Source organism: Burkholderia sp. BCC0506, from assembly GCF_902833145.1.
Classification (GTDB): Bacteria; Pseudomonadota; Gammaproteobacteria; order Burkholderiales; family Burkholderiaceae; genus Burkholderia.
Window position 1 is genome coordinate 96166 of sequence record NZ_CADFEN010000004.1, and the last position, 26509, is coordinate 122674.

23 protein-coding genes are annotated in these 26509 nt (G+C 67.5%); 6 read left to right on the top strand and 17 right to left on the bottom strand.

The genetic code is table 11. The features are described 5' to 3' along the window. Positions 1-178 precede the first annotated feature (178 nt). Both HWX62_RS10450 and HWX62_RS10455 read right to left on the bottom strand, forming a co-directional pair. Positions 179-1126, bottom strand: a complete 948-nt coding sequence (locus tag HWX62_RS10450) for an alpha/beta hydrolase-fold protein (protein ID WP_175928668.1) — start codon at positions 1124-1126, stop codon at positions 179-181. 61 nt (positions 1127-1187) lie between these two features. Then, complete coding sequence (locus tag HWX62_RS10455; RefSeq protein ID WP_175928667.1) at positions 1188-2285, bottom strand: OpgC domain-containing protein; 1098 nt, start codon at positions 2283-2285, stop codon at positions 1188-1190. Positions 2286-2666: 381 nt separating this feature from the next. On the opposite strand from HWX62_RS10455, the gene HWX62_RS10460 reads away from it, so the two are divergent. Beyond that, entirely contained in the window at positions 2667-3821 is a 1155-nt protein-coding gene (locus HWX62_RS10460) for a porin (RefSeq protein WP_175928666.1), read from the top strand. A gap of 51 nt (positions 3822-3872) precedes the next feature. On the opposite strand, the gene HWX62_RS10465 is transcribed toward HWX62_RS10460, so the two are convergent. Continuing rightward, on the bottom strand, positions 3873-4784 hold the full coding sequence (locus HWX62_RS10465) for a LysR family transcriptional regulator (RefSeq protein ID WP_175928665.1): 912 nt from the start codon (positions 4782-4784) through the stop codon (positions 3873-3875). Between the two features lie 141 nt (positions 4785-4925). On the opposite strand from HWX62_RS10465, the gene HWX62_RS10470 reads away from it, so the two are divergent. Together HWX62_RS10470 and HWX62_RS10475 are read left to right on the top strand one after the other, a co-directional pair. Further along, a complete protein-coding gene (locus HWX62_RS10470) occupies positions 4926-5927 on the top strand; it encodes an aldo/keto reductase (protein WP_175928664.1) in 1002 nt (333 codons plus the stop codon). Between the two features lie 131 nt (positions 5928-6058). After that, the gene (locus HWX62_RS10475) at positions 6059-6799 is read left to right on the top strand and encodes a sulfite exporter TauE/SafE family protein (RefSeq protein ID WP_175928663.1); all 741 of its coding nucleotides are present in this window, start codon (positions 6059-6061) and stop codon (positions 6797-6799) included. Between the two features lie 86 nt (positions 6800-6885). On the opposite strand, the gene HWX62_RS10480 is transcribed toward HWX62_RS10475, so the two are convergent. From HWX62_RS10480 to HWX62_RS10490, 3 genes are all read right to left on the bottom strand, one after another. After that, positions 6886-9057 (bottom strand): hypothetical protein, encoded by a 2172-nt coding sequence (locus tag HWX62_RS10480; protein ID WP_175928662.1) that lies wholly within the window; start codon positions 9055-9057, stop codon positions 6886-6888. 503 nt (positions 9058-9560) lie between these two features. Next, a complete protein-coding gene (locus tag HWX62_RS10485; RefSeq protein ID WP_175928661.1) occupies positions 9561-9947 on the bottom strand; it encodes an ester cyclase in 387 nt (128 codons plus the stop codon). Between the two features lie 46 nt (positions 9948-9993). Continuing rightward, positions 9994-10890 (bottom strand): LysR substrate-binding domain-containing protein, encoded by an 897-nt coding sequence (locus tag HWX62_RS10490; protein WP_175928660.1) that lies wholly within the window; start codon positions 10888-10890, stop codon positions 9994-9996. A gap of 499 nt (positions 10891-11389) precedes the next feature. Here HWX62_RS10490 and HWX62_RS10495 point away from each other — a divergent pair, with 499 nt between their 5' ends. From HWX62_RS10495 to HWX62_RS10505, 3 genes are all read left to right on the top strand, one after another. Further along, on the top strand, positions 11390-12271 hold the full coding sequence (locus tag HWX62_RS10495; RefSeq protein ID WP_175928659.1) for a peptidoglycan DD-metalloendopeptidase family protein: 882 nt from the start codon (positions 11390-11392) through the stop codon (positions 12269-12271). A 207-nt stretch (positions 12272-12478) separates the two neighbouring features. After that, positions 12479-13378, top strand: a complete 900-nt coding sequence (gene bla / locus HWX62_RS10500; protein ID WP_175928658.1) for a class A beta-lactamase — start codon at positions 12479-12481, stop codon at positions 13376-13378. Between the two features lie 106 nt (positions 13379-13484). After that, positions 13485-14357, top strand: a complete 873-nt coding sequence (locus HWX62_RS10505) for a LysR substrate-binding domain-containing protein (RefSeq protein WP_175928657.1) — start codon at positions 13485-13487, stop codon at positions 14355-14357. Between the two features lie 29 nt (positions 14358-14386). On the opposite strand, the gene HWX62_RS10510 is transcribed toward HWX62_RS10505, so the two are convergent. From HWX62_RS10510 to HWX62_RS10560, 11 genes are all read right to left on the bottom strand, one after another. Then, positions 14387-14719: a type 1 fimbrial protein gene (locus tag HWX62_RS10510; protein ID WP_175928656.1), complete on the bottom strand. Its 333-nt coding sequence runs from the start codon at positions 14717-14719 to the stop codon at positions 14387-14389. A gap of 362 nt (positions 14720-15081) precedes the next feature. Then, positions 15082-15336: a GlsB/YeaQ/YmgE family stress response membrane protein gene (locus HWX62_RS10515; protein ID WP_175875304.1), complete on the bottom strand. Its 255-nt coding sequence runs from the start codon at positions 15334-15336 to the stop codon at positions 15082-15084. A gap of 156 nt (positions 15337-15492) precedes the next feature. Further along, positions 15493-16500 (bottom strand): fimbrial protein, encoded by a 1008-nt coding sequence (locus tag HWX62_RS10520; RefSeq protein WP_175928655.1) that lies wholly within the window; start codon positions 16498-16500, stop codon positions 15493-15495. 9 nt (positions 16501-16509) lie between these two features. Next, positions 16510-19107: a fimbria/pilus outer membrane usher protein gene (locus HWX62_RS10525; RefSeq protein ID WP_175928654.1), complete on the bottom strand. Its 2598-nt coding sequence runs from the start codon at positions 19105-19107 to the stop codon at positions 16510-16512. A gap of 195 nt (positions 19108-19302) precedes the next feature. Next, complete coding sequence (locus tag HWX62_RS10530; protein ID WP_175928653.1) at positions 19303-20043, bottom strand: fimbria/pilus periplasmic chaperone; 741 nt, start codon at positions 20041-20043, stop codon at positions 19303-19305. Between the two features lie 111 nt (positions 20044-20154). Further along, positions 20155-20706 carry a fimbrial protein gene (locus HWX62_RS10535; RefSeq protein ID WP_175928652.1) on the bottom strand — a complete coding sequence of 184 codons (552 nt, stop codon included), beginning with the start codon at positions 20704-20706 and terminating at the stop codon, positions 20155-20157. Positions 20707-21121: 415 nt separating this feature from the next. Further along, positions 21122-21898 carry an ABC transporter ATP-binding protein gene (locus tag HWX62_RS10540; protein ID WP_175928651.1) on the bottom strand — a complete coding sequence of 259 codons (777 nt, stop codon included), beginning with the start codon at positions 21896-21898 and terminating at the stop codon, positions 21122-21124. Next, positions 21895-22815: an ABC transporter ATP-binding protein gene (locus tag HWX62_RS10545; protein ID WP_175928650.1), complete on the bottom strand. Its 921-nt coding sequence runs from the start codon at positions 22813-22815 to the stop codon at positions 21895-21897. Before HWX62_RS10545 ends, HWX62_RS10540 begins: the two co-directional genes overlap by 4 nt. Position 22816: 1 nt before the next feature. Beyond that, entirely contained in the window at positions 22817-23731 is a 915-nt protein-coding gene (nikC, locus tag HWX62_RS10550) for a nickel transporter permease (protein WP_175928649.1), read from the bottom strand. A gap of 65 nt (positions 23732-23796) precedes the next feature. Further along, a complete protein-coding gene (locus tag HWX62_RS10555; protein WP_175928648.1) occupies positions 23797-24867 on the bottom strand; it encodes an ABC transporter permease in 1071 nt (356 codons plus the stop codon). 10 nt (positions 24868-24877) lie between these two features. Then, positions 24878-26479 carry an ABC transporter substrate-binding protein gene (locus tag HWX62_RS10560; protein WP_175928647.1) on the bottom strand — a complete coding sequence of 534 codons (1602 nt, stop codon included), beginning with the start codon at positions 26477-26479 and terminating at the stop codon, positions 24878-24880. Positions 26480-26509: the final 30 nt, after the last annotated feature.

Below are 26509 nucleotides of genomic sequence, written 5' to 3' on the forward strand. Positions count from 1 at the left end.
ATTTCCTGCGGGTCGAGTAGGGGAGGCAGGCGACGAACGATGCCATCGCCACTTCGGCAATGTAGACGAAATGCGGCCGGTAAGGATTCGAGCGACATCGTTAAGCGCACGGGATACCGTGGCTTTCGTTCAACGCGCAGCCGACCGAGCGGCAGGGCGAGACAACGCCCGCCGGCCTTTACTTCACGCACTCCAGCGCATACTTCAACCCCTGCCCGAGCATCCCGCGCCACACGTCCCATGTATGCCCGCCGTCGACGATGCGCAGCTCGGCCGGGTTCTGCGCGCGGCGCAGGTGCGTGTACAGCACGCTCGATTCCGCCTGGATCGTCAGGTCGTCGTCGCCGGCCGCGATGAACATCGGCACGCGCCAGTTGCGCGCGAAATAGCCGCGCAGCAGCGCCGGGTAGTTCAGTTCGTGCCACACGCGCGGATCGAACTGCCGGTCGCCGAACACGCCGACGTAGCGCGCCGCGGAATTGAGCGGCGGCTCGTTCGCATAGATCGCGGGGCTCAGCAGCATCGCGCCGCAGAACAGCCCCGGCTCGAGTAGCGAAAAGCGCAGCGCGCCGAAACCGCCCATCGACACGCCGCCGATCGCGCGGCCCGCGCGCTGGTTCGACACCGCGAAGTGTGCTTCGACTTCCGGCAGCAGGTCGTTGAGGAACGCGCTCTGCATTTTCTCCTTGCGATCGACGTACCAGTCGGTGCCGCCCTGCGGCATCACGATCACGACGGGCGGAATGTCGCGGCGCTCGATCAGCGTGTCGGCGGTGGCCTGCAGCCGGCCCTGCGTGATCCAGTCGTTCGCGTTGCCCGCGTTGCCGTGCAGCAGGTACATCACCGGGTAGCGCGCCCCTTCCGGGTTGTAGCCGGGCGGCAGGTAGACGGTGTACGACCAGTCGCGCTTGAGCGACGCCGAGCGGAACGTGCGCAGCACGACGCTGCTGCCCGGATTGACCGACGGCTCCTGCGCGGCCGACGCGGTCGTGGCGGTCTGGACGGCCGGCGGCGCGGGCGATGCCGACGGCGCGGCAGCAGGCGCCTGCGCCGGCGGCGTGGCATGGGCGGTGGCGATGGCGCCGGCGATCAGGGCAAGGGCGAGCGGAAGGGCGAGTCGGCGCATGGCGAATCGTTTCAGGAAAGACGCCGGCTATCGTAGCAGCGGCGCATGACGGCGCGGCGCGTCATCGCCGCGAGCGGAACGGCAGCCGCGCGACGAGCGGCCCGTAGAGTTTGGCCACGAGATACAGCAGCCCCATCGCGACGGCGTCGGCGGCCAGCCCGAGCGGCACGTCGAGATATCCTTCGGTCGCCTGGTAGAGCAGCGAATCGACCGCGAGCGAGATGCCGGTGCCCGCGACGAAGCACAGCAATCCTTGCCGGCCGATCGTGCCGATCCACGGCATCGCGTGCGCGATCTTCTTCATCCACCCGAGGTGCACGAGCTTGGCGGCGAGCCACGCGATCGCGAGGAAGTTCGCGAGCCGCAGCGCGCCGAGGTTCTGCTTGATCGACGGATCGGTCGGGAACGGCTCGATGCGCAGCCGGTAGTACGCGCCGGCCGCGACGATCGCGAGCGACGCGGCCGTCAGCAGCCAGCCCTGCGGCCTGGGCGCGAGCGTCTGGTAGACGGGCTGGCAGCGCGCGATCACGCCGAGCACGAACAGGAACTGCCACGCGAACGGGTTGAAATCCCACGGCGCGCCTTCGACGGTCGGCAAGAAACGTGCGACGTGCGGCGCCGCGTACCACAGCGATCCGCTGAACGCGAGCAGCAGCCATGGCTGGGTGCGGGCGAGCGGCAGCGCGAGCGGGACGAGCAGCGCGAAGAACGCGTACATCGGCAGCACCGACGCGAGGTATGGCTGGCGGCGGAACAGCAGGATGTCGCGCAGCGCGGCGAGCGGCTTGTGCAGCAGCCCGTCGAGATCGTTGGTCGGCATGTTCGGGCCGTCGATCGCGAACGCATTCAGCACGGCGGTGATCAAGAGCATCAGGCCGGCCGTGACGAGGAACGCGCGGTAGATCTCGAACGCCCGCCGGATGAAGCGCTGGCGCGCGGCGGCCTCGTCGTGGCGCTCGGCGAGCGAGTTGTACGCGATGGCGGTCGCGAAGCCGCCGAGGAACACGAACACCTCGGCCGCGTCGCACAGCGCGTACGCGTGCAGCGTGACGCGCGACAGGATGCTGCCGCCGATGTGGTCGACGACGATCACGAGCAGCACGAGGCCGCGGAAGAAGTCGAGCTCGGCGTAGCGGCCGGCCCGGGCGGGCGCGGTCATCGGAGCGCCTTGCGGCGCGGGCCGCGGGCACGGCCGGCATGCGCCGCGCGTGAATCGGGGTGAAGCATGACTTCGTGAAGAAATGGCGAACGGATGCGCATTGTGCCACCGATGCGACGCCCATCGGGTTTACGCGGATGGCCGGCCCGGCGGCCGCTGCCGATAAGCCCGGTCAGGCTGTCTGCGCAACGGGGCAGTTGGACGAGCGCAACGCTTTGCGCGCGACGACCCGCACCCGATGGACGGACGGTTTCCGACGTGACACCATTTTGTCCTCACGCGGCCGCACACCGCGTCGTCCGCCCTGCGGGCCACAGCTAGAACAGACCAAACATTCGCCGGGCGTTCGGCCTGCCCGGCCCCCGGCTCCGGAGATCCGTCATGAAGAACCCCGTCATTTTTGCCGCCGCGCTCGCTGCTTTCGCCGCGCCGGCCTTTGCCGAGAACAGCGTGACGCTGTACGGCCTGATCGACGAAGGCTTCAATTACACGAACAACGTCAATGTCAATGGGGTCGGAAAGACCAATTACCAGCTCGCGAGCGGCTATGCGCAGGGCAGCCGCTGGGGCCTGAAGGGCAGCGAGGATCTCGGCGGCGGGCTGAAGGCGATCTTCACGCTGGAAAACGGGTTCGACGTGAACAACGGCCGGCTCGGCCAGGGCGGCCGGATGTTCGGCCGTCAGGCGTTCGTCGGGCTGTCCGAGTCGCGCTTCGGCACGCTGACCTTCGGCCGCCAGTACGATGCCGTCGTCGACTATCTCGCGCCGCTGACCGCGAACGGCAACTGGGGCGGCACGCTGTTCTCGCACCCGTTCGACAACGACAACACCGACAACTCGTTCCGCGTCAACAACACGGTCAAGTACGCGAGCGCCGACTGGAACGGCCTGACCTTCGGCGGCACGTACAGCTTCAGCAACAGCACGGGCTTCTCGAACAACCGCCAGTACAGCATCGGCGCGCAGTATTCGCTGGCCGGGCTGCAGGTGGCGGCCGCGTACCTGCAGGCGAACAACCCGGGCGTCGGCAGCGCGGGCGCGATCGCGGCCGACGATGCGAACTTCGTCGCCGATCGCCTGCGGATCTTCGGCGGCGGCGTCAACTACACGTTCGGCCCGGCCACGGTCGGCTTCGTCTATACGAAGACCGACGTGAAGAATCCGGTATCGACGGTGTATCTGCCGGCGTCGACGTTCGCCGGCCTCGGGCTGACCGCGACGAAGTTCCAGAACTTCGAAGTCAACGGCAAGTACCAGCTCACGCCCGACTTCTTCCTCGGCGCCCAATATGTGTACACGGACGGCAAGTACGATGCCGCGGCCGGTTCGATCAAGCCGAAGTACCACACGGTCGGGCTGATGGCCGACTACAGCCTGTCGAAGCGCACCGACGTGTACCTGCAGGGCGCGTGGCAGAAGGTAGCCGGCGACAAGACGGGCACGGCGGCGGACGGCGGCTATGTCGTCGGGACGGACGGCCCGTCGGCGTCGTCGAACCAGTTCTCGGTGCGCGCCGCGATCCGCCACAAGTTCTGACGTTCCGACCGGGCGCCGGCGCCGGGGTGGATGGCCCCGGCACGGCCGTCGTCAGTCCGCCCGGTGCGTGCCGCCGAGCGTGTGCGCGAGCCAGTCGACGAAGATCCGCACGCGCGGCGCCAGGTGCCGGCCGGACGGGAACACCACCGACACGGGCAGCGGCCCGGCATTCCATTCCGGCAGCACCTCGACCAGCGAGCCGTCGGCGAGCAGCGGCGCGAGCCCGTCGCGCGGCGCCTGGATCAGCCCGAGGCCCGCGAGGCAGCAGGCGAGGTACGCCTGCGAGCTGTTGACCGACACGACGCTGCGCATCTTCACCGTGTGCATCTCGCCTGAATCCATGTCCGCATATTCCCAGTCCAGTTCGCGGCCCGTGCGGCTCGAAAAATAGCCGACCGCGACGTGGTCCGGCAGATCGTCCGGCGAGCGCGGCGTGCCGTGGCGCGCGAGATAGGCCGGCGACGCGCAGTTGATCTGGGCCATCTCGCCGACGCGCCGTGCGACGAGCGACGTGTCGGACAGCGCGCCGACCCGCACCGCGCAGTCGATGCCGTCGGCCACGAGGTCGACGAACCGGTCGGTCATGCTGATCACGACGCGCAGGTCGGGGTAGCGTGCGTGGAAATCCGGCAGCGCCGGAATCACGTGGTTCAGCGCGAACCGTTCGGGCAGGTCGACGCGGATCACGCCGCGCGGCGACGCGCCGGCATCCTCGAACAGCGTTTCCGCATCGTCGAGATCGGCCAGCAATTGTGTACAGCGCTCGTAGTAGGTCGCACCCTCGGCGGTCAGCGCGACGCGCCGCGTCGTGCGTTGCAGCAGCCGGACCTTCAGGTGCTTCTCCAGATACTGGACGGCGTTGCTGACCGACGGGCGCGGCAGCTGAAGTTGCTCGGCGGCTTTCGTGAAGCTGCCCAGATGGGCGACGCGCGCGAAGATGCGCATTGCTTGCAGATGGTCCATGCGGGGGCGGGAGCGTGGCGGATGGGAACAGGCTCCATTGTTAATCAGTGTCGAATGAATTGGTTGGGGGTTTCGCGTTTATCGCACGCCGCGATGCGTCCAGAATCCGGTTTATTCAGTCACTACCGCAAGGACACGGACATGGACGCACGTCAACTGGGCCGCACGGGCCCGCAGGTTTCGGCGATCGGGCTCGGCTGCATGGGGATGTCGGATTTTTACGGGCCGGCGGATCGCGACGAAAGCATCGCGACACTGCACGCGGCGCTCGACAACGGGATCACGCTGCTCGATACGGGCGACTTCTACGGGATGGGCGACAACGAGATGCTGATTCGCGACGCGCTGCGCGGCCGGACGCGCGACCAGGTGCTGATCAGCGTGAAATTCGGCGCGTTGCGCGATCCGGCGGGCGGGTTTGCGGGCTACGACGCACGGCCCGCGGCGATCCGGAACTTCGTCGCGTATTCGCTGAAGCGGCTCGGCACCGACTACCTCGACATCTACCGCCCGGCCCGCGTCGATCCGGCGGTGCCGATCGAGGAGACGGTCGGCGCGATCGCCGATCTCGTGAAGGCCGGGTACGTGCGCCATATCGGGCTGTCCGAAGCCGGTGCGGACACGATCCGCCGGGCGGCCGCCGCCGCGCCGATCGCCGATCTGCAGATCGAGTATTCGCTGCTGTCGCGCGGGATCGAGGCCGAGATCCTGCCCGCGTGCCGCGAACTCGGCATCGGCGTGACGGCCTACGGCGTGCTGTCGCGCGGGCTGCTCGGCGGGCGCTGGAGCGCGGCACGGCAGGGCGAGCGCGATTTCCGTTCGGCGAGCCCGCGCTTCCAGGGCGAGAACCTCGCGCACAACCTCGCGCTCGTCGACGCGCTGCGCGCGATCGCCGACGAGAAGGGCAGCAATCCGGCGCAGGTCGCGATCGCGTGGGCGTTGTCGCGCGGCGCCGACATCGTGCCGCTGGTCGGCGCACGCAAGCGCACGCAACTGCAGGATGGTTTGCAGGCGACAGAATTGCAACTAACGGTCGATGATCTCGAGCGCATCGAAGCGGCGGTTCCCGCCGGGGCGGCGGCCGGTGAGCGCTATCCGGCCGCGCAGATGGCGCACCTCGACAGCGAGCAAGGCCGGGGGTGATTCACGGGGCCGGATCGACGAGCCTGACAGCCCCGTCGGACGGCCCCGAGCCAGCCTCAGGCAAAACCAGATGGCGGGCGGCATGCCGGGCAGGCACCATCGGCGCCGTACTCAACGGACGGAATGCCGCCATGCAAATGCATACGCTGACGATCATCGCGCTGGTTTTCCTTTTGGCCGGCGCGGTCAAGGGCATGATCGGGCTCGGGCTGCCGACGATCGCGATGGGGCTGCTGACGCTCGCGATGCCGCCGTCGGCCGCGGCGAGCCTGCTGCTCGTGCCGTCGTTCATCACCAATGTGTGGCAGTTGTGGCTCGGTCCGTCGTTCGGCGCGCTGCTGCGCCGGCTGTGGCCGCTGCTCGTCGGCCTGACGGTCGGCACGCTGACGGGCGGGTTGCCGGCACTCGCGGCCGGCAGCACGTGGACGCACGCGGCGCTCGGCGTCGTACTGGTGCTTTACGGGCTGTGGGGGCTGGCGGCGGCGCGGCTGCCCGCACCGGGGCGCCACGAAAAATGGTTGTCGGCCGTGGTCGGCTACCTGACGGGCGTCGTGACGGCCGCGACCGGTGTGTTCGTCGTACCGGCCGTGCCGTACCTGCAGGCGCTGCGCTTGTCGAAGGACGACCTGATCCAGGCGCTCGGGCTGTCATTTACCGCATCGACGATCGTGCTCGGCCTGCAACTGCGCGTGACGGGCGCACTGCAGACGGTCGATCTCGGCGTGTCGGCGCTCGCGCTCGTGCCCGCGCTGGCGGGCATGGCCGGCGGGCAATATGCGCGGCGCGTGATGAGCGAGAAGATGTTCAAGCGTTGCTTCTTCGTCGGGCTGATCGCGCTCGGCGCGTACATGGCGGGGGCGGGGCGAGGGTGAACGCGTGCCCGGGCGCCGATGCATGATCCCGAAGCCGGTTCCGGCAACCGGCTTCGGGATCGGTCACGGGATGGCGGTCGCGCCGCTCACGCCGGATCCGCGTACTTCAGCGTCCACCCGACCGTGCGGGTCGCGCCCGCGCCGAGCGCGAACGGTTTCGTCGTGCACGCGAAGTTCGAGTGCAGTTGTCCGATCGGCGTCGTCGACAGCGGATTCGTCGCGCCGTTTACCGTGTCGAAGGCGGACAGCGCGCAGTTGTCGAACCCGGATGCCGTATAGCCGGTCGCGGCGCTGTTCGCGTACGTCACCGACACGCCGTCGCCATTGGCCTGCGTCGACGCGAAATCCGCGAACGACGTGAAGTCGGTCTCGACCGCGAGGTTGCCGGCGAGCGCGCCCGAACTCAGCGTATCGCTGCGCGAGATCGTGCCGTGCGCGAACGTCAGCACCGTATGCACCTGCAGGTCGAGATCCGTCGTGTAGGCGGCGTTCTTCGACGCGAGCCGGAACTTCGTCGTATCGAACGACACGATCACCTGGCCGTTGCCTTGCTGCACGTTCAGGTTCTTGTAGTACGTGACGGGAATGTAGGTCTTCGCGTTGTACGTCACCTGCGGCACCAGCAGCGCATAGCCGAGGTCGGTCGTGCCGTAGATGAGCTTGTCGGAGAACGGCACCGGGTAATACGGCGTGTACGAATCGTAGTCGGGCGCCTGGCTGAGGTTCAGGTTGATCACGCGCCGGCCGTCGCGCACGGTGAGCAGCGCGGCGCTGTACGGATGGGCGGTGTCGCCCGGCCGGTTGTACCAGGTGAGCGTATAGCGCGGCAGCGCGTCGAGCCAGGCGGCGTAATCCGAATCGGCCATCGGCGCCTGGCCGCCGAAGCCGAGCTTGTTCCACCATGCGTTCACGTACAGGTACTGGTGCAGCAGGCTGAAGTTCTCGCCCATCACGCGCGGCTTGCCGCGATACGTGTCGGTGCCGCGGCCCTTGACCCACATGTTCACCGACGGCGTCGGCAGCGACGGGTCGTACCAGTACGTGTCGAAGCGACGCGCGGCCTGGTAGATGAACGCATACGCAACCTGCTTCTCGCGGTCGGTCAGCACGCCGGCATTGGCCGCGGCCGTCAGCACTTCCATGAACGCCGAATCGCCGTACGGGCCGATCGAGCGGCCGTAGTTGAAGCCCTGGCCGCCGGCGTTCAGCTGCGGCAGGATCAGGTCGACCGACTTGCGCAAATAGCCCTTCAGCTCCGGCGTGAGATTCGCTTCGTTACCCATCTCGAACGTGCGCTCGACCACTTCGCCGATCAGCAGCGTGCTGTAACGGTCGAAGCGCGCCTGGTCGTAGTAGGTCGTGTGCGTGTTCGATGCTTCGTCGGAGAACCCGCCCGACGAGTCGTTGCGGATGTGGTTCGTCAGCGTGTACAGCAGCGCGTCGCGTGCGCCCATCGTCGCGACCGCCGGATCGGTCTTCGATGCGAACGACGGGCTGCTCCAGCCGAGCTTCTGGCGCAGCCCGGCGATGCCGTAGGACACCGCATAGTAGTTCTGCGCGGTGTTGAGCGACGCGATATCGATCGGCGTGCCGGCGGCCGGGCACGTATTGGTCTTGCCGCTCGCATCGGGGCCGAACATGTCGCAGAACGTGAGGCGCTGCTGCAGCGTCGCGAGCATCGCGTCGCTGAAGACTTCGTTGAGCATCCCGTGCGCCTTCAGGTTGTTCAGCGCGACGAGATAGTAGTACTCGCCCCACGACGTGTTCGCATACGCGTAGTTGCTGCCGGACTGCGCCATCATCGCGGTCGTGATCGTCTGGTACGTCGCGAGGTAGCTCGCGTATTGCGGGTCGTTCTTCGACTTCATGTCGATCAGGATGTACGACAGGCCGAGCGCGAGCTTGCCGGGCAGGAATTTGTCGCCGGTATTCGTGTCGAGCACGTGCACGGGCGTGCCGTCGCCGAGATCCATCACGACCTGCGTGAAATCGGGCGATTTCCGGATCAGGTCGAACAACGCGCGCATCTGGCCCATCATCGTGACCGGAATGTTCGTGCCGGCCGGCACGCCGGTGTCGGGCGCGCCGTAGACGAGCGCCTGCAGCGAGTTCGGCGCGAGCGACGGCGTGGTCGGCGTGGTGGACGAAGGGGGCGACGGCGGCGTGTCGGTCACGTCGTTGCCGCCGCACGCGCTGACGAGCACGACGGAAAGGGCGCTGAGCGCGGCCCCGAGCGCGAATCTGCTGCGCGGATGCATGGTGTCTCCAGTTTTGAATAGTGGTGAAGCACGGGCATGTGTGGCCGATGCCGCGCGCGATGCCCGTACCCGGCCTCCGCCTTGCAACCCTGTTCCCTGCACGCGGATGGCCTGGATCGCATAGCGAGCGGGCACACGTTCCCCCTGCGCGGGCCATGACCGGCGTCGCGCTCGAGCGATGGAAAACGTTTTCCAAATTTAGGCATCGAGCGACGCGATGTCAATGAACTTTCACGTCGAATGCGCCGGTAGAAACCCGAATGGCAGGAAGGTGGAGTGTGAGGGGTTGGGTGGAATTACACGGAAATCGCCGGGATTTTTCGTGACGGGTGCGCAGCAATCGCCCGAAGGAACGGCTTGCAAGCGGCGCACGGCAGCGCGGCATCGGAGCAGGTTTCCGATGCATGAAGAGAGAAAACGTTATCCATACGAATCGAGGCACGTTCGATCCGCGACTGTCCATCGGCTGCAGCGCGCGCGGCGACCCGCCGTTTCGACGACGTTCAAAGCTGCTTCTCGATCGCCGCCTTGTCGATCACCGACCACACCTGGCGGATCTTGCCTTCGTGAAATTCGTAGAACACGTTCTCGGCGAACGTGACCTTGCGGCCGTCGACGGCGAGCCCCATGAACGTCCCCTTCGGCGCACACGCAAAGCGAAGACGGCACGCGACGCGCGGCGGCTCGCACACGAGCAGCCGGATGTCGAAACGGAGATCGGGAATGTCGCGGAAATCCTGTTCCAGCATCGCGCGGTAACCGGCGAGGCCGAGCGGCCGATCGTTGTGGATCACGTCGTCGGCCACGTACGCGCCGAGCGCCGTCCAGTCCTGCCGGTTCAGGCAATCGATATACGCGCGGTAGCGGGTGGCGAGATCGGTATCGGTCATGGCCATGTCTCCGTGTGTCGATGGGTCGAGTCGAATACGGCGTGCGTCATCGCGGCGGTGCGTCGCCGGACAGGAACGCGACGAACGCCTGCGTGTACTTCGGCAGCGCGTCGAACGATCGCGCGCAAAGCGTCAGTTTCCGATGGCTCCACGGATCGGACAGTTCGACGAGCCGCACGTCCATCGTCTGCATCGCGCGCTCGGCCGCGTGCCGCGACACGATGCCGATGCCCACGCCGCTCGCGATCACGCGGCAGATCGCGTCGAAGCTCTTCAACTGCACGCGATAGCGGATCCGCTTGCCGATCGCGCGCGCCTGGTCGGCGAGATGCACCTGCAGCGCGCTGCCGTCGGTGAGGCCGATGAAGTCTTCGTCGGCGATGTCGTCGAACGCGACCTGGTCGTGCGACGCGAGCGGGTGCGCGGCCGGCACGACGGCGATCAGCCAGTCTTCGCGGAACGGCTTCTGTTCGAGCCCGCCGAGGCCGACCGAATCGGCGACGATGCCGACCTCGGCCGTCTTGTTGCGGATCGCGTGCACGATCTCCTGGCTCGAGCGTTCCTCGACGCTGATCGACAGCTTCGGATGGCGCGGCAGGTAATCGGCCAGTGCGTCGGGCAGGTATTCGCTCAGCGACGCGGTGTTGCACAGCAGCCGGATATGGCCGCGCAGCCCCTGGCCGTACTGCTGCAGTTCGCCGCGCATGTGATCGATCTGCTGCAGCACGGTGCGCGCGTGGTGTTCGAGCGCGCGCCCCGCATCGGTCGCCTGCGCGCCCGATTTGGTCCGGTGCAGCAGCGGCACGCCGAGCTCGTCCTCCATTCCGCGAATGCGCTCGCTCGCCGCCTGCAGCGTGATGTGCGTGCGTTCCGCGCCGCCCGTGATCGTGCCTGCCTCGCAGATGTTCAGGAAGAGCCGCAGGTCGGTCAGGTCGAAGCGCATGATGGGGCGAGGCGAGGGGTGGGAATGGCCGATAAGTTAGCAGGAACCGCCGCGCCGGTCTCAGGGGCAGCCTGAGGCCCGGTTCGCCGCTTCCGCATTTTCGGGGCGCGATCGATGGCCGATCATGAACGCACATCAACCGGGGAGCCTGTCATGCGGATCGATCCGTCGTGGGGCGTGTCGTTCAAGATCGCGCTGCATCTGCTGTTCCTGTGCATCGGCGTCGCGTGGGCCGGGGCCGAATTCGTCGCATGGTTGCGGTGAATGTCAGGTTCGAGCCTATCAAAACGAATCGGCCATAGTTTTTTGCGACGAAAATGCTTCCGTTTTTCTGCGGAAAGACCATCAAGTTTTTCCGGATCGGACCGTATTACCGGTAGCGAATGCCGGCCGGCATCCGGTCCGTGATCGTTTGTCATCATTGTTTGCATCCGGTTACACGTCGGCCGTTCCGTTTTTGAGATGCTTGAAAGATTGTCAAACCGGAGTCGGATCGTCCATGAAAACGCGCGAGATTCACCGCAAGGCGGCGTGGCTGTCGGGCCTGGCCGCCGTGCTCGTCATGGCCGGTTGTGCAAGTACGCAGTCCGTTCCGCCGAGCGACACGCTGGCGGGACAACCTTCCGATGCGAGCCAGCCTGCCGCGCCGGCGGCCGCCACGATGCCGCCCGCGCCGATTCTCGTCGCGCGCAAGTACGTCGTGAAACGCGGCGATACGCTGACGGGCATCGCATCCGCGAACGATTGCAGCGTGGCCGACTTGCGTACCTGGAACAAGCTGGCCGCGAACGGCAGGCTGCGCAGGGGACAGGTACTGCGCATCGTCAAGCAGCAGCCGCTGCCGCCCGCCGGCGTGGCCGGCACGCAGACTGTCGCGGGCAATGGCGCGGCGGGCACTCCGGCCACTGCGCAGGCCGCTTCACAGGCCAGTTCACAGGCCAGTTCGCAGGCCGTCGCATCGGCCGCGAGCGATCGTCAGGTCGTCAAGGAAACCCGGCGTCATGCGGGCGGTGTCGCGCTCAGGTGGCCCGCAACCGGCAAGATCGTCGAAGGGTTCCGGCCGGGGCAGAACCGCGGCATCCAGATCGCCGGCCGGCCGGGCGACCCGGTTCGCGCCGCGGCCGACGGCCGCGTGATGTATGCGGGCACCGGCCTGAACGATTACGGCAGCCTGATCATCGTCCAGCACAACGCGGATTTCCTGACGGCCTACGCGCACAACCGCAAGCTGCTCGTGAAGACGGGCGATATCGTGCATCAGGGCGATGCGATCGCCGAGATGGGCGACCTCGACAACTCGCGCGTCGCGCTGCTGTTCGAGGTGCGACGCGACGGCAAGCCGGTGAACCCGATGCCGTACCTGCCGTCGTCGCAAGGGTGAAGCGCGGCCGTTTCGCTGGAACGCGGCGGCGCTCGCTGCTACGCTAGGGTTCATGCGAATCCCGCCTGCGCGCGGGGCCGACGGGCGTCTTTCGGGGAAGCGCGGCAAACGCCGTCGCGGGCCGGCCGTCGGTGTGAGCGGTCGCGCGTCGCCGATGCGCGGCCGCGTCGCTTCGCGCCATCGTTTCCGACAGAACAGATCTCATCCATGGAACACTCTCCGACACGCCGCTCGCTGTTGCTCGCCGCCGTTGCCGCGCCGTTCGTCGCCGCATGCACGTCCGCGCCGGTGGCCGACCAGGGGCGCGCCCACACCGCGCAAGCCGAGCTCGCCGCGCTCGACAAGGCCTCGAACGGACGGCTCGGCGTCGCCGCGCTCGATACGTCGAACGGCGTGCGCATCGCGCACCATGCGCGCGAACGCTTCCCGCTGTGCGGCACGTATGCGGTCATGGCCGCCGCCGCGGTGCTCGCGCGCGGCGCGCTCGACGCATCGCTGCTGCCGCGCCGCATCCTGTACCGCCGCTATGAAATCGTGTCCGGCTCGCCGGTGACGGAAAGCCATGTCGACACCGGCATGACGATCGCGCAGCTGTGTGCCGCGATGCTGCAGTCGGGCGACAAGGGCGCGGGCAACCTGCTGATGGGCGTGCTCGGCGGCCCGCAGGCCGTCACGGCGTTCGCGCGCGAAAGCGGCGACACCACGTTCCGCCTCGATCACTGGGAGCCCGAACTGAACCAGGCCGTGCCCGGCGACGAGCGCGACACGTCGACGCCGGTCGCGATGGTCGACACGCTGCAGCGGCTGCTGCTCGGCGACACGCTGCGCGAACCGCAGCGCGCGCAACTGACCGAATGGCTGGCCGGCGGCGCACGCGGGGCGACCGGCATCGCGGCGGGCGTGCCGCCCGGCTGGCGCATCGCGGACAAGGCCGGCACCGGCGGCTACGGCACGACGACCGATGTCGCGGTGCTGTGGCCGCCGTCGCGTGCGCCGATCGTGATGGCCGTGTCGTTCACGCAGCCGCAGGCCGGTGCCGCGGCGCGCGCGGACGTCGTCGCGTCGGCGGCGCGCATCGCCGCGGGCGCGCTTGCCGCGACGGCCTGAGCCTGCGCCGTCTCGCGCGAAGCCGGCGTTTGGCTTATCGTGTCGGTCAGCGCGCGCCGGTGTCGGCGCGCGATCCTTCCGCGCCGTTTTCCGTTTCCCGTTCGCCATGCGCCGACTTCCGCCCCTGCACGCGCTGCAGATCTTCTCCACGGTGGCTCGCCACCGCAGCTTCACGCGCGCGGCCGAGCAGCTGTGCATCACGCAGGGCGCGGTGAGCCGGCAGATCCAGACGCTCGAGGCGCATTACGGTTTTCCGTTGTTCAAGCGGCATGCGAAGGGCCTCACGCTCACGGCGGAGGGCGAGCAGTTGCTGCCGGTGGTCGACGAGAGCTTCGCGCGGATCGAGGACATCTCGATGAAGCTCACGCGGCAGCGCACCGATCTCGCGCTGAAGGTGCCGACCTGCGTGATGCGCTGGATGTTGCCGCGCATCATGCGCTTCCAGGGCGAACATCCCGATCTCCACGTGCAGATCACGACCACGTGGCAGCACGTCGTCGATTTCTCGAGCGAGCCGTTCGATGCGGCGATCGTCTACGGCACGTCGCCGGGCCCGGGCGTCGTCGCGCTGCCGCTGTTCGACGAGCGGCTGACACCGGTGTGCGCGCCCGAATTGCGGCAGGCGTCGCCGCTCGGCACGATCGGCGATCTCGCGCGCCATACGTTGCTGCATCCGACGCGCGACCATCGCGACTGGCGCGCTTGGCTCGACCATGCGGGCGAGCGCGGCGTCGATCCCGCGCGCGGGCCGACGTTCGACACGCTCGATCTGGCGACGAACGCGGCGATGCAGGGCTTCGGCATCGCGATCGGCGACGTGACGCTCGTCGACGACGACGTCAGCGCGCGCCGGCTCGAACGGCCGTTCGACATCGTGCTCGAAACGGGCGCACGCTACTTCTTCGTCTACCCCGAGAACCTCGGCAACCAGCAGAAGATCCGCGCGTTCAGCGACTGGATCGCGCGCCATCGCGACTGACGCGCGGCGCCGCGGCGCCGCGGCGGGCTTTACTGGTAGGTCACGACGGCGATCATCGGTGCGTGCGCGTTGCCCGGACGGTCAGGTAAAACGATTGCGCGGGAGGCCTGCGTAAAGGTCGTGGTCTTGATCGTGCGCAGGCTGGCCGCGTCGACGAACGCGACTTGTCCGCTCGCGGGACGCGGGCAGTCGGGGCGCACGTGCGCATGCGCGGCGTCGGCCGTATCGAGCGCGAACGCGCACGGTGGCTCGACGATCATGCCGGAGAAGTAGATGATGCCGGACGTGCCGGCGGCAAATGACGAGGACGAGGCCAGAAGCGAGGCAGCCAGGGCGAACGAGGCGAACACACGATGCTTCATGACAGGCTCCAGAGAGGAAGCGCGTCGCAGCGCGGCCGCTCGGGTGGCAGTCCGTCAACGCTGCGGTGCTGTATGCGTAAACGGCAACTTCATCGAACCTCTTGAGTGAAAAACCGGAAATAGCGGCGACGAGCAAATGACGCCGGGTTGGTTCATTCAATTTATCTCAAATTTGTGCGGCCGCAAGTCAGGGTATTGCCGATGATGTAAGTTCGGACGAGGCGCGCCGATGGATGCGCGATTTGCCGGTGAATCGTTGAGGACTCAACGATTCGACGATCCCGGGAATCACGATTCGCCAAAAGAAAACGGCCGCTCGTTGACTGAGCGGCCGTTTTGCCATGAGGCGCGGCGTGCGGTGTTCAGCTCGCGCGCTTGCGGATCGCACCCACGACGACGAGCAGCACGATCGCGCCGATGATCGACGCGATCCAGCCGGCGCCCTGGCCCGGCGCATACCAGCCGGCGGCGCGGCCGATATAGCCGGCCACCAGCGAACCGACGACGCCGAGCACGATGGTCATCAGGATGCCCATCTTGTCGTCGCCCGGCTTGAGCGCGCGGGCGAGGAGGCCGACGATGAGCCCGACGACCAGGGTTTCGATGAATTGCAGCATGAATGCCTCCTTATAGCCGTTGTGCTGTTGACGAAGGGAAGTGGACCGGCGCGGCGCACCGAGGTTCCCGGCGTCGGGAAATCACCGCGCGGTGCGCCGAGTATCGCATGACGCCGTGTCGTGCGGATGTCGGGGCGGCCGGGCAGTGCCTGCCGTTCATTGGTAATCGAGCAGGACCTGCGCCGCGGCATGAACGGAGCCGCCGCCGATCGTCGCATCCGTTTGCAGGTACGACGCCCGGAGCGGAATCGACGGCGATCCGCCGGTGGCCCGGTTGTAGTTCGTTACCGTGTGCGATTGTCGCAGCATCAGCGGCTGCCCGGTCGCGGCATCGGCGATATGGATGCCGATGCCGCGGGCCGTCGCACCCGGACGCAACCGCATGCCGCCGGGCACGCCGACGACCACGTCGTCCAGCGGGTCCAGCTGGTATCCGATACGGTTGTAGCCGGCCGGGCAGTTGTTCAACTGCACGTGAAAATCGGTGGCGCCTGCAGTCGAGCCCACGCCGTTGAAGTCGCGGTTCTGCACTGTCGGCAGCGTGACGTTCTGGTCGGAAACCGAGCACGTTCCGTTGATGAAGCTGACGTTCGCGGCGAGGTGGATGATTGTCGTTTGACCGAGGAGGCCGGACTTGTAATGGATGTAGTAATACCCGTTGAAGGAGCCCGCATTGAGCGAACCGTCCTTCGGCTGGCCGCTGTTGCGAAACAACTGTATCTCGAGCCTATCGCGCAGTGTTGCTTTCGTCTTCGAGGTGGCCACCTGGCCGTCAATCAGCATCCGCGTCGACAGGCCGGACACGTTGGTGTCCAGGTCGGGACCGGTGGTGCTGCCCCACACGCTGCCCTTCGAGTTCATCGTGGTGTCAGTGATCTGGCATGTGCTCTTGCCACAAATGTCCTCGGGCGTGAAGTACTGACGGGCGACGATGGTTCCGGCCGGCGCGTTCGACGGGCTCGACAACGTCGCCTGCCCGAAGGCATACAGGGTCTCCGCAGCCGCGTCGGTCGCAAATGCGGTGCATGCGAGCACAAGGGTCGACGCAACCGCGATCATGCGCGCCGCGCGTCGGCCAATACCGGCACGTGTGCCGCGCAGATGCGCGATGCCTGCCCGGCTCGTCACCCGGGGCGATGCGGACGATGCGTAGAGGGTGGTCATATCGATTCCTTATTGAGTGGCGGCGGTCGTCGCATCGGCCTGGCAGACGCTCGTGACGGTCTGGATGCCGGACGATTGCCGGCGATGGTCCGCGACCGGCAGGTCGTATGCGATCCGACAGATCGAGCGATGGTCGGCGCCCCATTGAACCGTGAGCGACCCGCTGTCGGCGAGCCCGCGTGCGAAGATCTTGCTCGCTTGAGAGACGACCCCGACTTCCTTGCCCGTCTCGTCGTGCACGGTGGCACCGAACGGCAACGGCGTACCGTCGGCCTGCGGTGCCCGGACGAGCGCGGCACGGCCGGTGTCGGTGGCAAACCGGATGAGCGGCACCGCACCGGCGCGCGGCGCGATCTGCCGGCTGGTTTCCTTCAGCTCGACGTCCATCGAGATCCCCTTCGGGTCGAGCGCGACCGTATTGAGGCTGTACGGCGTCAGGTACGGCACGACGGCGTAACCGTTGCCGTCGACCTTGACGCCCGACGCGTTCGTGACGCGCGCGCCGGCCGCACCCGGTGCCTCGACGATCGCGAACGTTTCGGACAACGGCTGCGAGAACGTGATGCCGCCGCGGTGCGCGACCAACGCGCCGCGCACGCCGAGCGAACCCTGCTGGAACTCCGTGCCCGCACCCGCGCTGGCATTGATTTCGGCCATGCGCGTGCGGTACGTGACGTTGGCGCTGCCGTCGGTGACCGAGCCCGACCCGGTCGAATGGTTCGCGCTGACGCTGTACGACAGCGCGTGATCCTCGCCGAGCGACCCGGACAGCGTCGACTGCAGCCGGGTGCGGCCGAGCGAGTCGTGCGACACGTTGCCGGTGACGGTCACCGGGCGCGCGCGGCCGAACGGGATCGTGACGCTCGCGTAATAGAGCGTGCTCATGTCGCCGCCGGCGTTGCGCTGCCGCGTGGCCGTCAGGCTATAGGACAGGTTGCGGAACTGGTTCGTATAGCCGATCGAATAGTTGACGTCCGAACCGGAGCGGTTCCAGTAGTTCACGGCCGATGCCGTGGCGTTGATGCGTCCGCCGGTCGCGCCGAGGCGCTGCGTGAGCGCCAGCGACGCGCGATGGCGCTGACGCCAGACCGAACTGGCCGGGCGGCCGTCCCGCACGGCATCGCGCGCCTGCATTGCATCGTTGAGACCGAAATAGCCGTCCGTCGAATACCGATACGCGGCAAGGGCGATGTCGGTGCCGGTCGTTTCGACGGATTTCGCATAGCTGACGCGTACGCTCGAACCGCTGTAGCGCTTCTCGCCGGGAATCGAGGTCATGGCATGCGTCACATCCGTGCCGAATGCACCGAACGACGTATTGAGGGCGCCGCCCAGCATCGCGGATGCGTAACCGCCCGCAAGCGTGACGCCGCCATAGGCCGTCAGCAGGTTGGTCAGGCCGCGCTGGTACGTGGCCTGCGCGAACAGCGGCTGGCTCGATCCGTAGGAATTGCGCAGCGCGCCCGCGACGAAGCTGTAGCGGCTGATGCCCGGCCGCAGCGACATCGGCACGGCCGCATAGGGTACGGAGAACGTGTGCACGGAGCCGTCGGCTTCGGAGACCGACACCTCCAGGTCGCCGCCATACCCGGTCGGATACAGGTCGTCGATTTCGAAATTGCCCGGCGCGACCGTCGTTTCGTAGATCGTCACGTCGTTCTGGCGGATCGTCACCTTCGCATTGCTGTTCGCGATACCGCGCACCACGGGCGCATAGCCGCGCAGCGAGTCGGGCAGCATCCGGTCGTCCGTCGACAGGCGCACGCCGCGGAACTGCGTCGAATCGAACAGCTCCCCGGACGTATAGCTTTCGCCGATGACGAGTTGCGACGACAGCGACGGCAGGTCGCGCTGGAGATAGGTCGCGAGATTCTGGTAGTGGCTCTGGCCGCGCGACGACCATGCAAACGAGCCTTCGTGGCGAAAACGCCAACTGCCGAGATTCACGCCGCCGTTCAGGCCGAGGTAGCCTTGCGTCTGGGTGGTATGGCCGCTGGCCTTCGACGAATAGAGGTTGAAGTTGTAGCCGAGCAGGCCGACGGTTTCGCCGGCGGTCCACTGATCGGGGTTCACGTAGCCGCGCGCCTTGCGCGCGAGCGATGCCTGCGGAATCGAGAGCCGCAGTACCTGGCGCGTGAAGTCGAACGCCGCGCTTGCCTCCGGCACGACTTGCTCGATCCGCAGGCATGCGCGCTCGCCGTCGAGCGCCGCGACGACTTCCGGCGCGAGCTTGCCGAAATCGACGCCGACGCGTTCGAGCAGCGTGCGGTCGAAGCACGGCTGGGCGTCGCCCGTGTCCGGCGCGGCCGCGAAGCGCACGTCGTAGCGGCCGATCCAGTCGGCGCCGACATGGATGTCGGCGGTGTACACGCCCGGGGCCGTGACGTTGCGCTGCGCGAAGCGCGAGACGTCGAAATTCCGGCCCAGGCGATTCTGCATGAATGCGCCGTCGAACTCGACTTGCGCGAGCGTGCTCCCGGCGGCGGATTGAGCGGTCGCGCGACCCTCGCTCGACCACGCGCCAACGCAAGCCACCACCAGCAGATGGATCGGCTTGATCTTGGGCATGTCGGCCACGGTATGGCGCGGCAGTCGAGTCGTGGTCATGAGCAGTACTCCAGATAGTGTCGAATCGCGCGGACGCGTTTAGCCTGCGCAGTCGCGCGGGCGTGCGCGGCTGCGTGGCGAATGTCGAATCCGGGGATTCAGGGCCGTCTGGTCGGGACGGCGGGAAGAGCGGCGGACGAAAGGGGGAGAAGCGGTCGGACGCGCCCGTGATGCGCGCTACCGGCTTCGACCGTGCTACGGGGCGATGCTGACCGGACGCTTGACGTCGATGGACCGGCCCCAGTCGTTGATGCCGCCGAACTCGACCGTTGCACCCGCGGCGGGCGCGCCGGCGAGCTGCTTGATCGGGAATCGTTGTGTGCTTCGGGGCAGCACGTAGCCCATGCCGGCATCATGCTTGCGGCCGGCGGCATTCAGCAGGACGCTGCCCAAATTGACGACGAACGGTGTCGGATTGCTTGCCTCGAGCGCGTAGCCGTCAGCCGTGCGAACCACGCGCCAGTCGAGCTGCATCGGCGCATCGTCGGCGCTGCCTGCGAGCCCGTCGGGGCGATACATGATCTTGATACGCGAGCGGACCGCGAGCTGGATGCGGTTCCGGTTGTTTTCCGCGGATGCCTTCGGCGGCACTTCGAGCACGTTCAGCCAGAACAGCGATTCGCGGTCGGCGGGAAGCGGTTCGCCGGTGTGGACGAGGCGCAGCGTCTGGCCGTTGCCGGATTCCATCCGGAAGACCGACGGCGTCAGCGTGAACGGAACGTCGACGTTCTCGGGCAACGCGCTGCTATTGCCGTCGTCGAGCCACGCCTGCACCAGCGCCGGACGCTTGCTGTCGTTCGTGAGTTGGATCGTGACCTCGCGCTCGCTGGACGGGAAGATCACGCGCGTGCCGGCGATCACGACGCTTGCGTCGGCTTGCGACGCGAATGCGGTGACGGCCAGGGTCAGCGTACGGAAGAGCTTCAACAGTTTCATAGGCGGGGAGAGTCGGATCGTTGGGAGAAAGCGGGCGGAAACCGGGGTTGTCCGCACCGCGCGACGCGACGGGGGGAGATCGCCGACACGGCGACCTCCACGCGTCGGGCCTTACTGATAGATCAGCGAGTACTCGACGCGCGAGTTGACGTCGCCGGCCTTCACGGCACCGGACGCGTAGTACTCGGCGAAGTAGTTGAGCTTCGCGGTGCCATCGGTGCCGATGGTGGCGAGCTGCGTGCTGGCCGGCGTCTGCGCGCCGATGGGGACCAGCTTCTGTTGGTCGTCCAGCACGTTGATCTGGACGCCTTCCGCGGCCTTGTCGCCCGCATCGATCGTCAGACGACCGCTCGACTGATCGACGTTCGTGCCGTTCTCGAAGATGACGCCGACCTTCACCGGATTTTCATCGCCGGTCGCGCAGCCCTTGAGCGCCAGCGAGAATGCGCTGCGAGCGGCGACGGAGCCGACGTCGGCCAGCGCCGTGGTGCTGACCGGCGGCAGCGGGACGGTGAGGTCCGATCCGCCTTCGACGCTGCAGGTCGACGCGACGACTTTGCCGTTGAAGTTGATGGTGCCGTCCGATGCGTGAGCGGCGGACGAGAAGGCGACGCCGGCTGCGACGAGGAGGAACGGGATAGCGCTGCGCTTGAGGTTCTTCATATTTAACAACTCCAAATAAAGTTCGACGATCGAAAGCGCGAGGTGAATTTAAAACTACGAATGGCGCGTTTCGGATTGAATTATGCTTGCCATGTAATGATTTTGTAATTTGACGGGTACGAATTGATAAGCTTTTTTACTAGTACGCGTACTAAGTTGTTTGGGTCGCCAGTAGCGGCCTTTCAGGCGGGGCGAGGGGCCGAGCAGGAGGGCGCAGGCAGGAGGGAGCGGGCGAGCATGCTCGTCCCGTTACCGAAGTCGGCGAGGCACCGATTTCGTTGGTCGCGCTATTCGGTATTCGTCAATCGCAGCGGATCGACGCGGGCATGACCGGCCGACGGGCGACGTTGCGGGAGACGCAGGTCATGCAACGGTCGCACGTGCGGCCGGTCGCGATATCGCGGGGCGACGCGAGTCAGGTCGTGGGGGCGCCGGCGATCGGGTCGAGCCGGCGGTAGCCTTCGGTCGCGTTCAGCAGCGTGCGCGTGTAGTCGCGTGCGACCTGCCCGGCCCGCACGTCCTCGACCCGCAGCTGCTCGACGATCTCGCCGTGCTGCATCACCGCGACGCGCTGGCACAGGAAGCCGATCACCGCGAGGTTGTGGCTGACGAGGATCATCGTCAGGTTGCGTTCGCGATGCAGGCGGCGCAGCAGGTTCAGGATTTCGGCCTGCACCGATACGTCGAGCGCGGACGTCGGCTCGTCGAGCAGCAGCACGCGCGGCTCGACGATCAGCGCGCGCGCGATCGCCACGCGCTGCCGCTGGCCGCCCGACAACTGGTGCGGATAGCGGAAGCGGAACGCGGGGCCGAGGCCCACCTCGGCGAGCGCGCGGGCGATCCGCGCATCGGCGTCGCCGATCGCATGGATCGACAGCGGCTCGCGCAGCGTCTGGTCGACGGTGAAGCGCGGATGCAGCGACGCATACGGATCCTGGAACACCATCTGCACGTGGCGGCGGAACGCGCGATCGGGCGTGCCGTCGACCGGGCGGCCGTCGATCGACAGGCTGCCGGACGCGAGCGGCACGAGGCCCGTCAGCGCACGCAGCAGCGTCGACTTGCCTGAACCCGATTCGCCGACGAGCCCGAACACTTCGCCGTCGCGCACCGCGAAGCTCGCGTTGCGCACGGCGTCGACGTGACCCGTGCGGGTCGGGAAACGGATCGATGCGTGATCGACGTCGATCATCGTACGGCCTCCTGTCGATCGGCGGCTGCGGTAGCTGACGCCGACGATGCGGCGTCGAGCCATGCCGGATCGCGTCGCAGCACCGGCAATTCGTCGGGCGGGTTCGCGAGCGGCGGGTTCGCCGCGAGCAGCCCGCGGGTATACGGGTGAGACGCGTCGCGCAGGTCGCGCGCGGCGCAGGTTTCGACGACGCGGCCCGCATACATCACCGCGACGCGGTCGCAGAACGACATCACGAGCGGCAGGTCGTGGCTGATGAACATCAGGCCCGTGCCGTGCCGCGCGATCATCGCGTCGAGCACCGCGAGCACCTGCATCGACACCGCGACGTCGAGCGCGGAGGTCGGCTCGTCGGCGATCAACAGGCGCGGGCCGGTCGACACCATCATCGCGATCATCACGCGCTGCCCCATGCCGCCCGACAGCTCGTGCGGATACGCATCGGCGACGCGCGCCGGATCGCGGATCTGCACGGCCGCGAGCGCATCGACGATCCGCTCGCGCAGCGCACGGCCGCGCAGGCCGGGCTCGTGCAGCCGGAACGCCTCGCCCATCTGCTTCGCGACCGTCATCACCGGGTTCAGCGAATATTTCGGGTCCTGCAGGATCATCCCCATCCGGCTGCCGCACAGCCGCCGGCGCTCGCGCGGCGACATCGCGAGCAGGTCGTGGCCCGCGAAGCGCATCGTGCGCGCCGACCAGCGCGCGGCGTCGGGCAGCAGGCCGAGCAGCGCGCGGCCGGTCAGCGACTTGCCGGAGCCCGATTCGCCGACGATGCCGAGCCGCTCGCCCGGCGCGAGCGTCAGCGACAGGTCGCGCACGGCGTCGGTGACGCTGCCGTCGTGCCCGCGAAAGCCGATCTTCAGCCCGTCGATCTCGCAGAGCGGCGCCGGCGCGGCGGTGGAATTCATCGGCATGTCATGCTCCATGGCGGGGGTCGAAGACGTCGCGCAGCCCGTCGCCGAGCAGGTTGAACGCGAGGCTCACGAGCAGGATCGCGATGCCGGGCAGCGTCGCGACCCACCACGCGTCGAGCAGCACGTTGCGGCCCGACGCGACCATGAAGCCCCATTCGGGGCTCGGCGGCTGCGCGCCGAGGCCGAGAAAGCCGAGGCCCGCGACGGTCAGGATGATGCCGGCCATGTCGAGCGTCGCGCGCACGATCACCGACGACATGCAGAGCGGCATGATGTAGCGCAGCAGGATGCGCGGCCCCGACGCGCCTTGCAGCCGCGCGGCATGGATGTAGTCGGCCTGCGCGATGCGGATCGTCTCCGCGCGCGCGAGCCGCGCATACGCGGGCCATGCGGTGATCGAGATCGCGACGACCGCGTTGATCACGCCGGGGCCGAGCGCGGCCGCGAACGCGAGCGCGAGCACGATCTTCGGGAATGCGAGCGCGATGTCGGTGATGCGCATCAGCACGCTGTCGACGAAGCCGCCGCAATAGCCGGCCGTCGTGCCGATCAGGAGGCCGATCGGTACGACGATCACGACGACGAGCAGCGCGATGCCGAGCGTCAGGCGCGACCCGGCGATCAGCCGCGAGAGGATGTCGCGGCCGAGCTGGTCGGTGCCGAACCAGTGCGACGGCGAGCCGGGCGGCAGCAGCCGGTCGGCCAGCACCTGGCGCAGCGGATCGTGCGGCGTGATCAGCGGGCCGACGATCGCGACCGCGATCAGCGCGAGCAGGATCGCGAGCCCGAACAGGTTGAGCGGATTCGTGGCGAACCGGCGCCAGCGTCGGTACGCGAGGCCGAAGGCGGCCTGCGAGCGCGAGGCGGGCGCGTCGGACAACAGCCACGCGCGCAGGGAGAGACGCTCGGCGCTCATGATTGGACGGCCTTCGGCATGGACGATGAAAGAAGCGGGGGGAAAGCGTTCATGTCGGGCGGCCCTCAGCGCGCACGCGGATCGAACACGCGGTACAGCGCGTCGGTCAGCAGGTTGACGGTGATGAACATCGCGCCGATCACGAGCGTCGCGCCGAGCACGGCGTTCATGTCGGCGTTCAGCAGCGCGCCGGTCAGGTACGAGCCGAGCCCCGGCCACGCGAACACGATCTCGGTCAGCACCGAGCCTTCGAGCAGGTTGCTGTACGTGAGCGCGATCACCGTGAGCAGCGGCACCGCGATGTTGCCGAACGCGTGCCGCCAGATCACGCGCCGCTCGGACAGACCCTTCGCGCGTGCGGTGACGATGTATTCCTGGCTCAGCTGGTCGAGCATGAACGAGCGCGTCATGCGGCTGAGATACGCGACCGAGTAGTAGCCGAGGATCGCGGCCGGCAGCGCGATGTGCGACACCGCGTTGCGGAACACGTCCCACTCGCCGGCCAGTGCCGCGTCGAGCAGCAGGCTGCCCGTGCGCGGGTCGACCATCCCGTCGTACACGGGATCGAGCCGGCCGGGGCCGCCGACCCAGTGCAGCCGCGCGTAGAACAGCAGCAGCCCCATCAACCCGAGCCAGAACACGGGAACCGAATTGCCGATCAGCCCGACGAAGCGCGCGATGTGATCGATCGGGCGGTTGTGCTTCACGGCGGCCGCGACGCCAAGCGGCACGCCGATCGCGATGCCGATCAGCGTCGCGATCGTCGCCAGTTCGAGCGTGGCCGGGAACACGCGCCTGATGTCGTCGAGCACCGGGTTCGCGGTCAGCAGCGACACGCCGAGATTGCCGTGCAGCACGTCGCGCGCATAGATCAGGAATTGCGTGGCGAGCGGCTTGTCGAGCCCGAGTGCGATGCGCTCGGCCGCGTACGCCTCGGCCGACGCGCGATCGCCGAGGATCGCGAGCACGGGATCGATCGGCACCTTGCGGCCGATCACGAACGTCAGCGCGAGCAGCCCCGCGAACGTGACGGCGAGCGTGATCGCCCAGCGCAGCACGCGCAGCGCCCAGCGTACGGCCGGGCGCCGCGCGGGCAGCGTGCGCAGGGCTTCGAGGGAGGAGGCGGGGGTCGACATGCGGCGAATCTTATTGCTTCTTCAGGTTGCGGTACGACACCAGGTCGTTGATCGGCCCGACTTCGAGCCCGTTCACGCCCGGCCGCGTCGCGACCTGCGCGACTTTCTCGAACATGATCACGAACGGCGAGCGCGCAAGCACTTCCTTCTGCATCGCCTGATACAGTTGCGCGCGTTTCGCGGCGGTCGGTTCGGCGAGCGCGGTGTCGGTTTCCTTCGTCAGTTGCGGGATGTCCCAGCTGTTGCGCCAGGCCAGCATTTTATAGCTCGACTTGTCGGTGTTGTCCGGATTCCACGCGAAGCCCTGCGCGTTGCTGTGCGGATCGATGTAGTCCGCCGACCATTCGCCGATGTAGATGTCGTGCTGGCGCGCGCGGTATTTCGCGAGCGTCTGCTTGTTGTCCCCGGGGATCAACTGCACCTTGATGCCCGCCTGCGCGAAGTTCGCCTGCACGGCCTGCGCGATCTCCGTATACGGATAGTCGTTGCGCACGTCCATCGTCACCGAGAAGCCGTTCGGCACGCCGGCCTTCGCGAGCAGCGCCTTCGCCTTCGCGACGTCGAGCTTGTACGGGTTCGAATTCAGCGTGCCGAGGAAGCCATCGGGCAGGAAGGTCTGGTGCACCTTGTAGGTCGTCTTCACGACGTTGGACTGGATGCCCGCGTAGTCGACCAGCCATTTCAGCGCTTCCTGCACGTCGGGTTTCGCGAGCGTCGGGTTCTTCGTGTTCAGGCCGAGATACAGCAGCGTCGCCTGCGGCGAGGCCGCCACCTTCGCCTTGCCCGACTTCACGACCGATGCCAGATCGTCGGGGCTCAGGTCGCGCGCCGCGTCGACGTCGCCGTTTTCCAGCAGCAGCCGCTGGCTCGCGGCTTCGGGCACGTGGCGCAGCACGATGCGCTTCATCGCGAGCGGCAGCCGGTAGCCGTCGAAGCGCTGCAGCACGATGCTGTCGCCGGCTGTCCACTTGACGAGCTTGTAGGCGCCGGAGCCGGCTTCGTTGGTCTTCAGCCATGCGTTGCCGAAGTCGTTGCCCTGCTGGTGCGACAGCAGCAGCTTCCTGTCGACCACCGACGCGGGCCACGAGCCGAGCACGTTAAGCACGAAGGTCGGCGCGTACTTGCGGTCGGTCGTGACCGACACCGTCGCGTCGTCGAGCTTCTTCACGTTCGCGACGACGTTCGCCTTCGTGAGGCCGATACCCGTCAGCACCGCGGCCGGTCCCTTGTCGAGCAGCACCGCGCGCTGGATCGACCACGCGACGTCGTCGGCCGTCAGCGGGTTGCCCGAGTGGAACTTGAGGCCCGAGCGCAGCTTGAACGTATAGGTCAGGCCGTCGGGGCTGACCGTCCACGACTGCGCGACGTCGCCGTTGAATTTCGACGGATCTCGCAGGTCGACGCGCACGAGCCGGTCGTACGTGTTCGCGACGTATTCTTCCGGCACCAGCTCGTAGATCTCGCCCGGGTCGAGCGTCGTGAATTCGTCGAGCAGCGTGGCCATCACGAACATGTCCTTCGGCGTTTCCGCATGGGCCGCGGAAAGCGGAACGGCGGCGAGCAGGGACGCGGCGGCCAGCGCTGCGACGAGCCGGGAGATCGGGAGTTTCATGGGCGCTTCTCCATCTGTCGTTAGAGTCGT

What these genes read in the sequence shown, in the direction of transcription:
- HWX62_RS10485 (WP_175928661.1), bottom strand. Translation starts at nt 9,947, where the DNA reads ATGACCGATACCGATCTCGCCACCCGCTACCGCGCGTATATCGATTGC.
- HWX62_RS10475 (WP_175928663.1), top strand. Translation starts at nt 6,059, where the DNA reads ATGCAAATGCATACGCTGACGATCATCGCGCTGGTTTTCCTTTTGGCC.
- bla (WP_175928658.1), top strand. Translation starts at nt 12,479, where the DNA reads ATGGAACACTCTCCGACACGCCGCTCGCTGTTGCTCGCCGCCGTTGCC.
- HWX62_RS10470 (WP_175928664.1), top strand. Translation starts at nt 4,926, where the DNA reads ATGGACGCACGTCAACTGGGCCGCACGGGCCCGCAGGTTTCGGCGATC.
- HWX62_RS10540 (WP_175928651.1), bottom strand. Translation starts at nt 21,898, where the DNA reads ATGATCGACGTCGATCACGCATCGATCCGTTTCCCGACCCGCACGGGT.
- HWX62_RS10510 (WP_175928656.1), bottom strand. Translation starts at nt 14,719, where the DNA reads ATGAAGCATCGTGTGTTCGCCTCGTTCGCCCTGGCTGCCTCGCTTCTG.
- HWX62_RS10545 (WP_175928650.1), bottom strand. Translation starts at nt 22,815, where the DNA reads ATGCCGATGAATTCCACCGCCGCGCCGGCGCCGCTCTGCGAGATCGAC.
- HWX62_RS10530 (WP_175928653.1), bottom strand. Translation starts at nt 20,043, where the DNA reads ATGAAACTGTTGAAGCTCTTCCGTACGCTGACCCTGGCCGTCACCGCA.
- HWX62_RS10525 (WP_175928654.1), bottom strand. Translation starts at nt 19,107, where the DNA reads ATGACCACGACTCGACTGCCGCGCCATACCGTGGCCGACATGCCCAAG.
- HWX62_RS10560 (WP_175928647.1), bottom strand. Translation starts at nt 26,479, where the DNA reads ATGAAACTCCCGATCTCCCGGCTCGTCGCAGCGCTGGCCGCCGCGTCC.
- HWX62_RS10490 (WP_175928660.1), bottom strand. Translation starts at nt 10,890, where the DNA reads ATGCGCTTCGACCTGACCGACCTGCGGCTCTTCCTGAACATCTGCGAG.
- HWX62_RS10455 (WP_175928667.1), bottom strand. Translation starts at nt 2,285, where the DNA reads ATGACCGCGCCCGCCCGGGCCGGCCGCTACGCCGAGCTCGACTTCTTC.
- HWX62_RS10450 (WP_175928668.1), bottom strand. Translation starts at nt 1,126, where the DNA reads ATGCGCCGACTCGCCCTTCCGCTCGCCCTTGCCCTGATCGCCGGCGCC.
- HWX62_RS10465 (WP_175928665.1), bottom strand. Translation starts at nt 4,784, where the DNA reads ATGGACCATCTGCAAGCAATGCGCATCTTCGCGCGCGTCGCCCATCTG.
- nikC (WP_175928649.1), bottom strand. Translation starts at nt 23,731, where the DNA reads ATGAGCGCCGAGCGTCTCTCCCTGCGCGCGTGGCTGTTGTCCGACGCG.
- HWX62_RS10495 (WP_175928659.1), top strand. Translation starts at nt 11,390, where the DNA reads ATGAAAACGCGCGAGATTCACCGCAAGGCGGCGTGGCTGTCGGGCCTG.
- HWX62_RS10480 (WP_175928662.1), bottom strand. Translation starts at nt 9,057, where the DNA reads ATGCATCCGCGCAGCAGATTCGCGCTCGGGGCCGCGCTCAGCGCCCTT.
- HWX62_RS10515 (WP_175875304.1), bottom strand. Translation starts at nt 15,336, where the DNA reads ATGCTGCAATTCATCGAAACCCTGGTCGTCGGGCTCATCGTCGGCCTC.
- HWX62_RS10555 (WP_175928648.1), bottom strand. Translation starts at nt 24,867, where the DNA reads ATGTCGACCCCCGCCTCCTCCCTCGAAGCCCTGCGCACGCTGCCCGCG.
- HWX62_RS10535 (WP_175928652.1), bottom strand. Translation starts at nt 20,706, where the DNA reads ATGAAGAACCTCAAGCGCAGCGCTATCCCGTTCCTCCTCGTCGCAGCC.
- HWX62_RS10505 (WP_175928657.1), top strand. Translation starts at nt 13,485, where the DNA reads ATGCGCCGACTTCCGCCCCTGCACGCGCTGCAGATCTTCTCCACGGTG.
- HWX62_RS10520 (WP_175928655.1), bottom strand. Translation starts at nt 16,500, where the DNA reads ATGACCACCCTCTACGCATCGTCCGCATCGCCCCGGGTGACGAGCCGG.
- HWX62_RS10460 (WP_175928666.1), top strand. Translation starts at nt 2,667, where the DNA reads ATGAAGAACCCCGTCATTTTTGCCGCCGCGCTCGCTGCTTTCGCCGCG.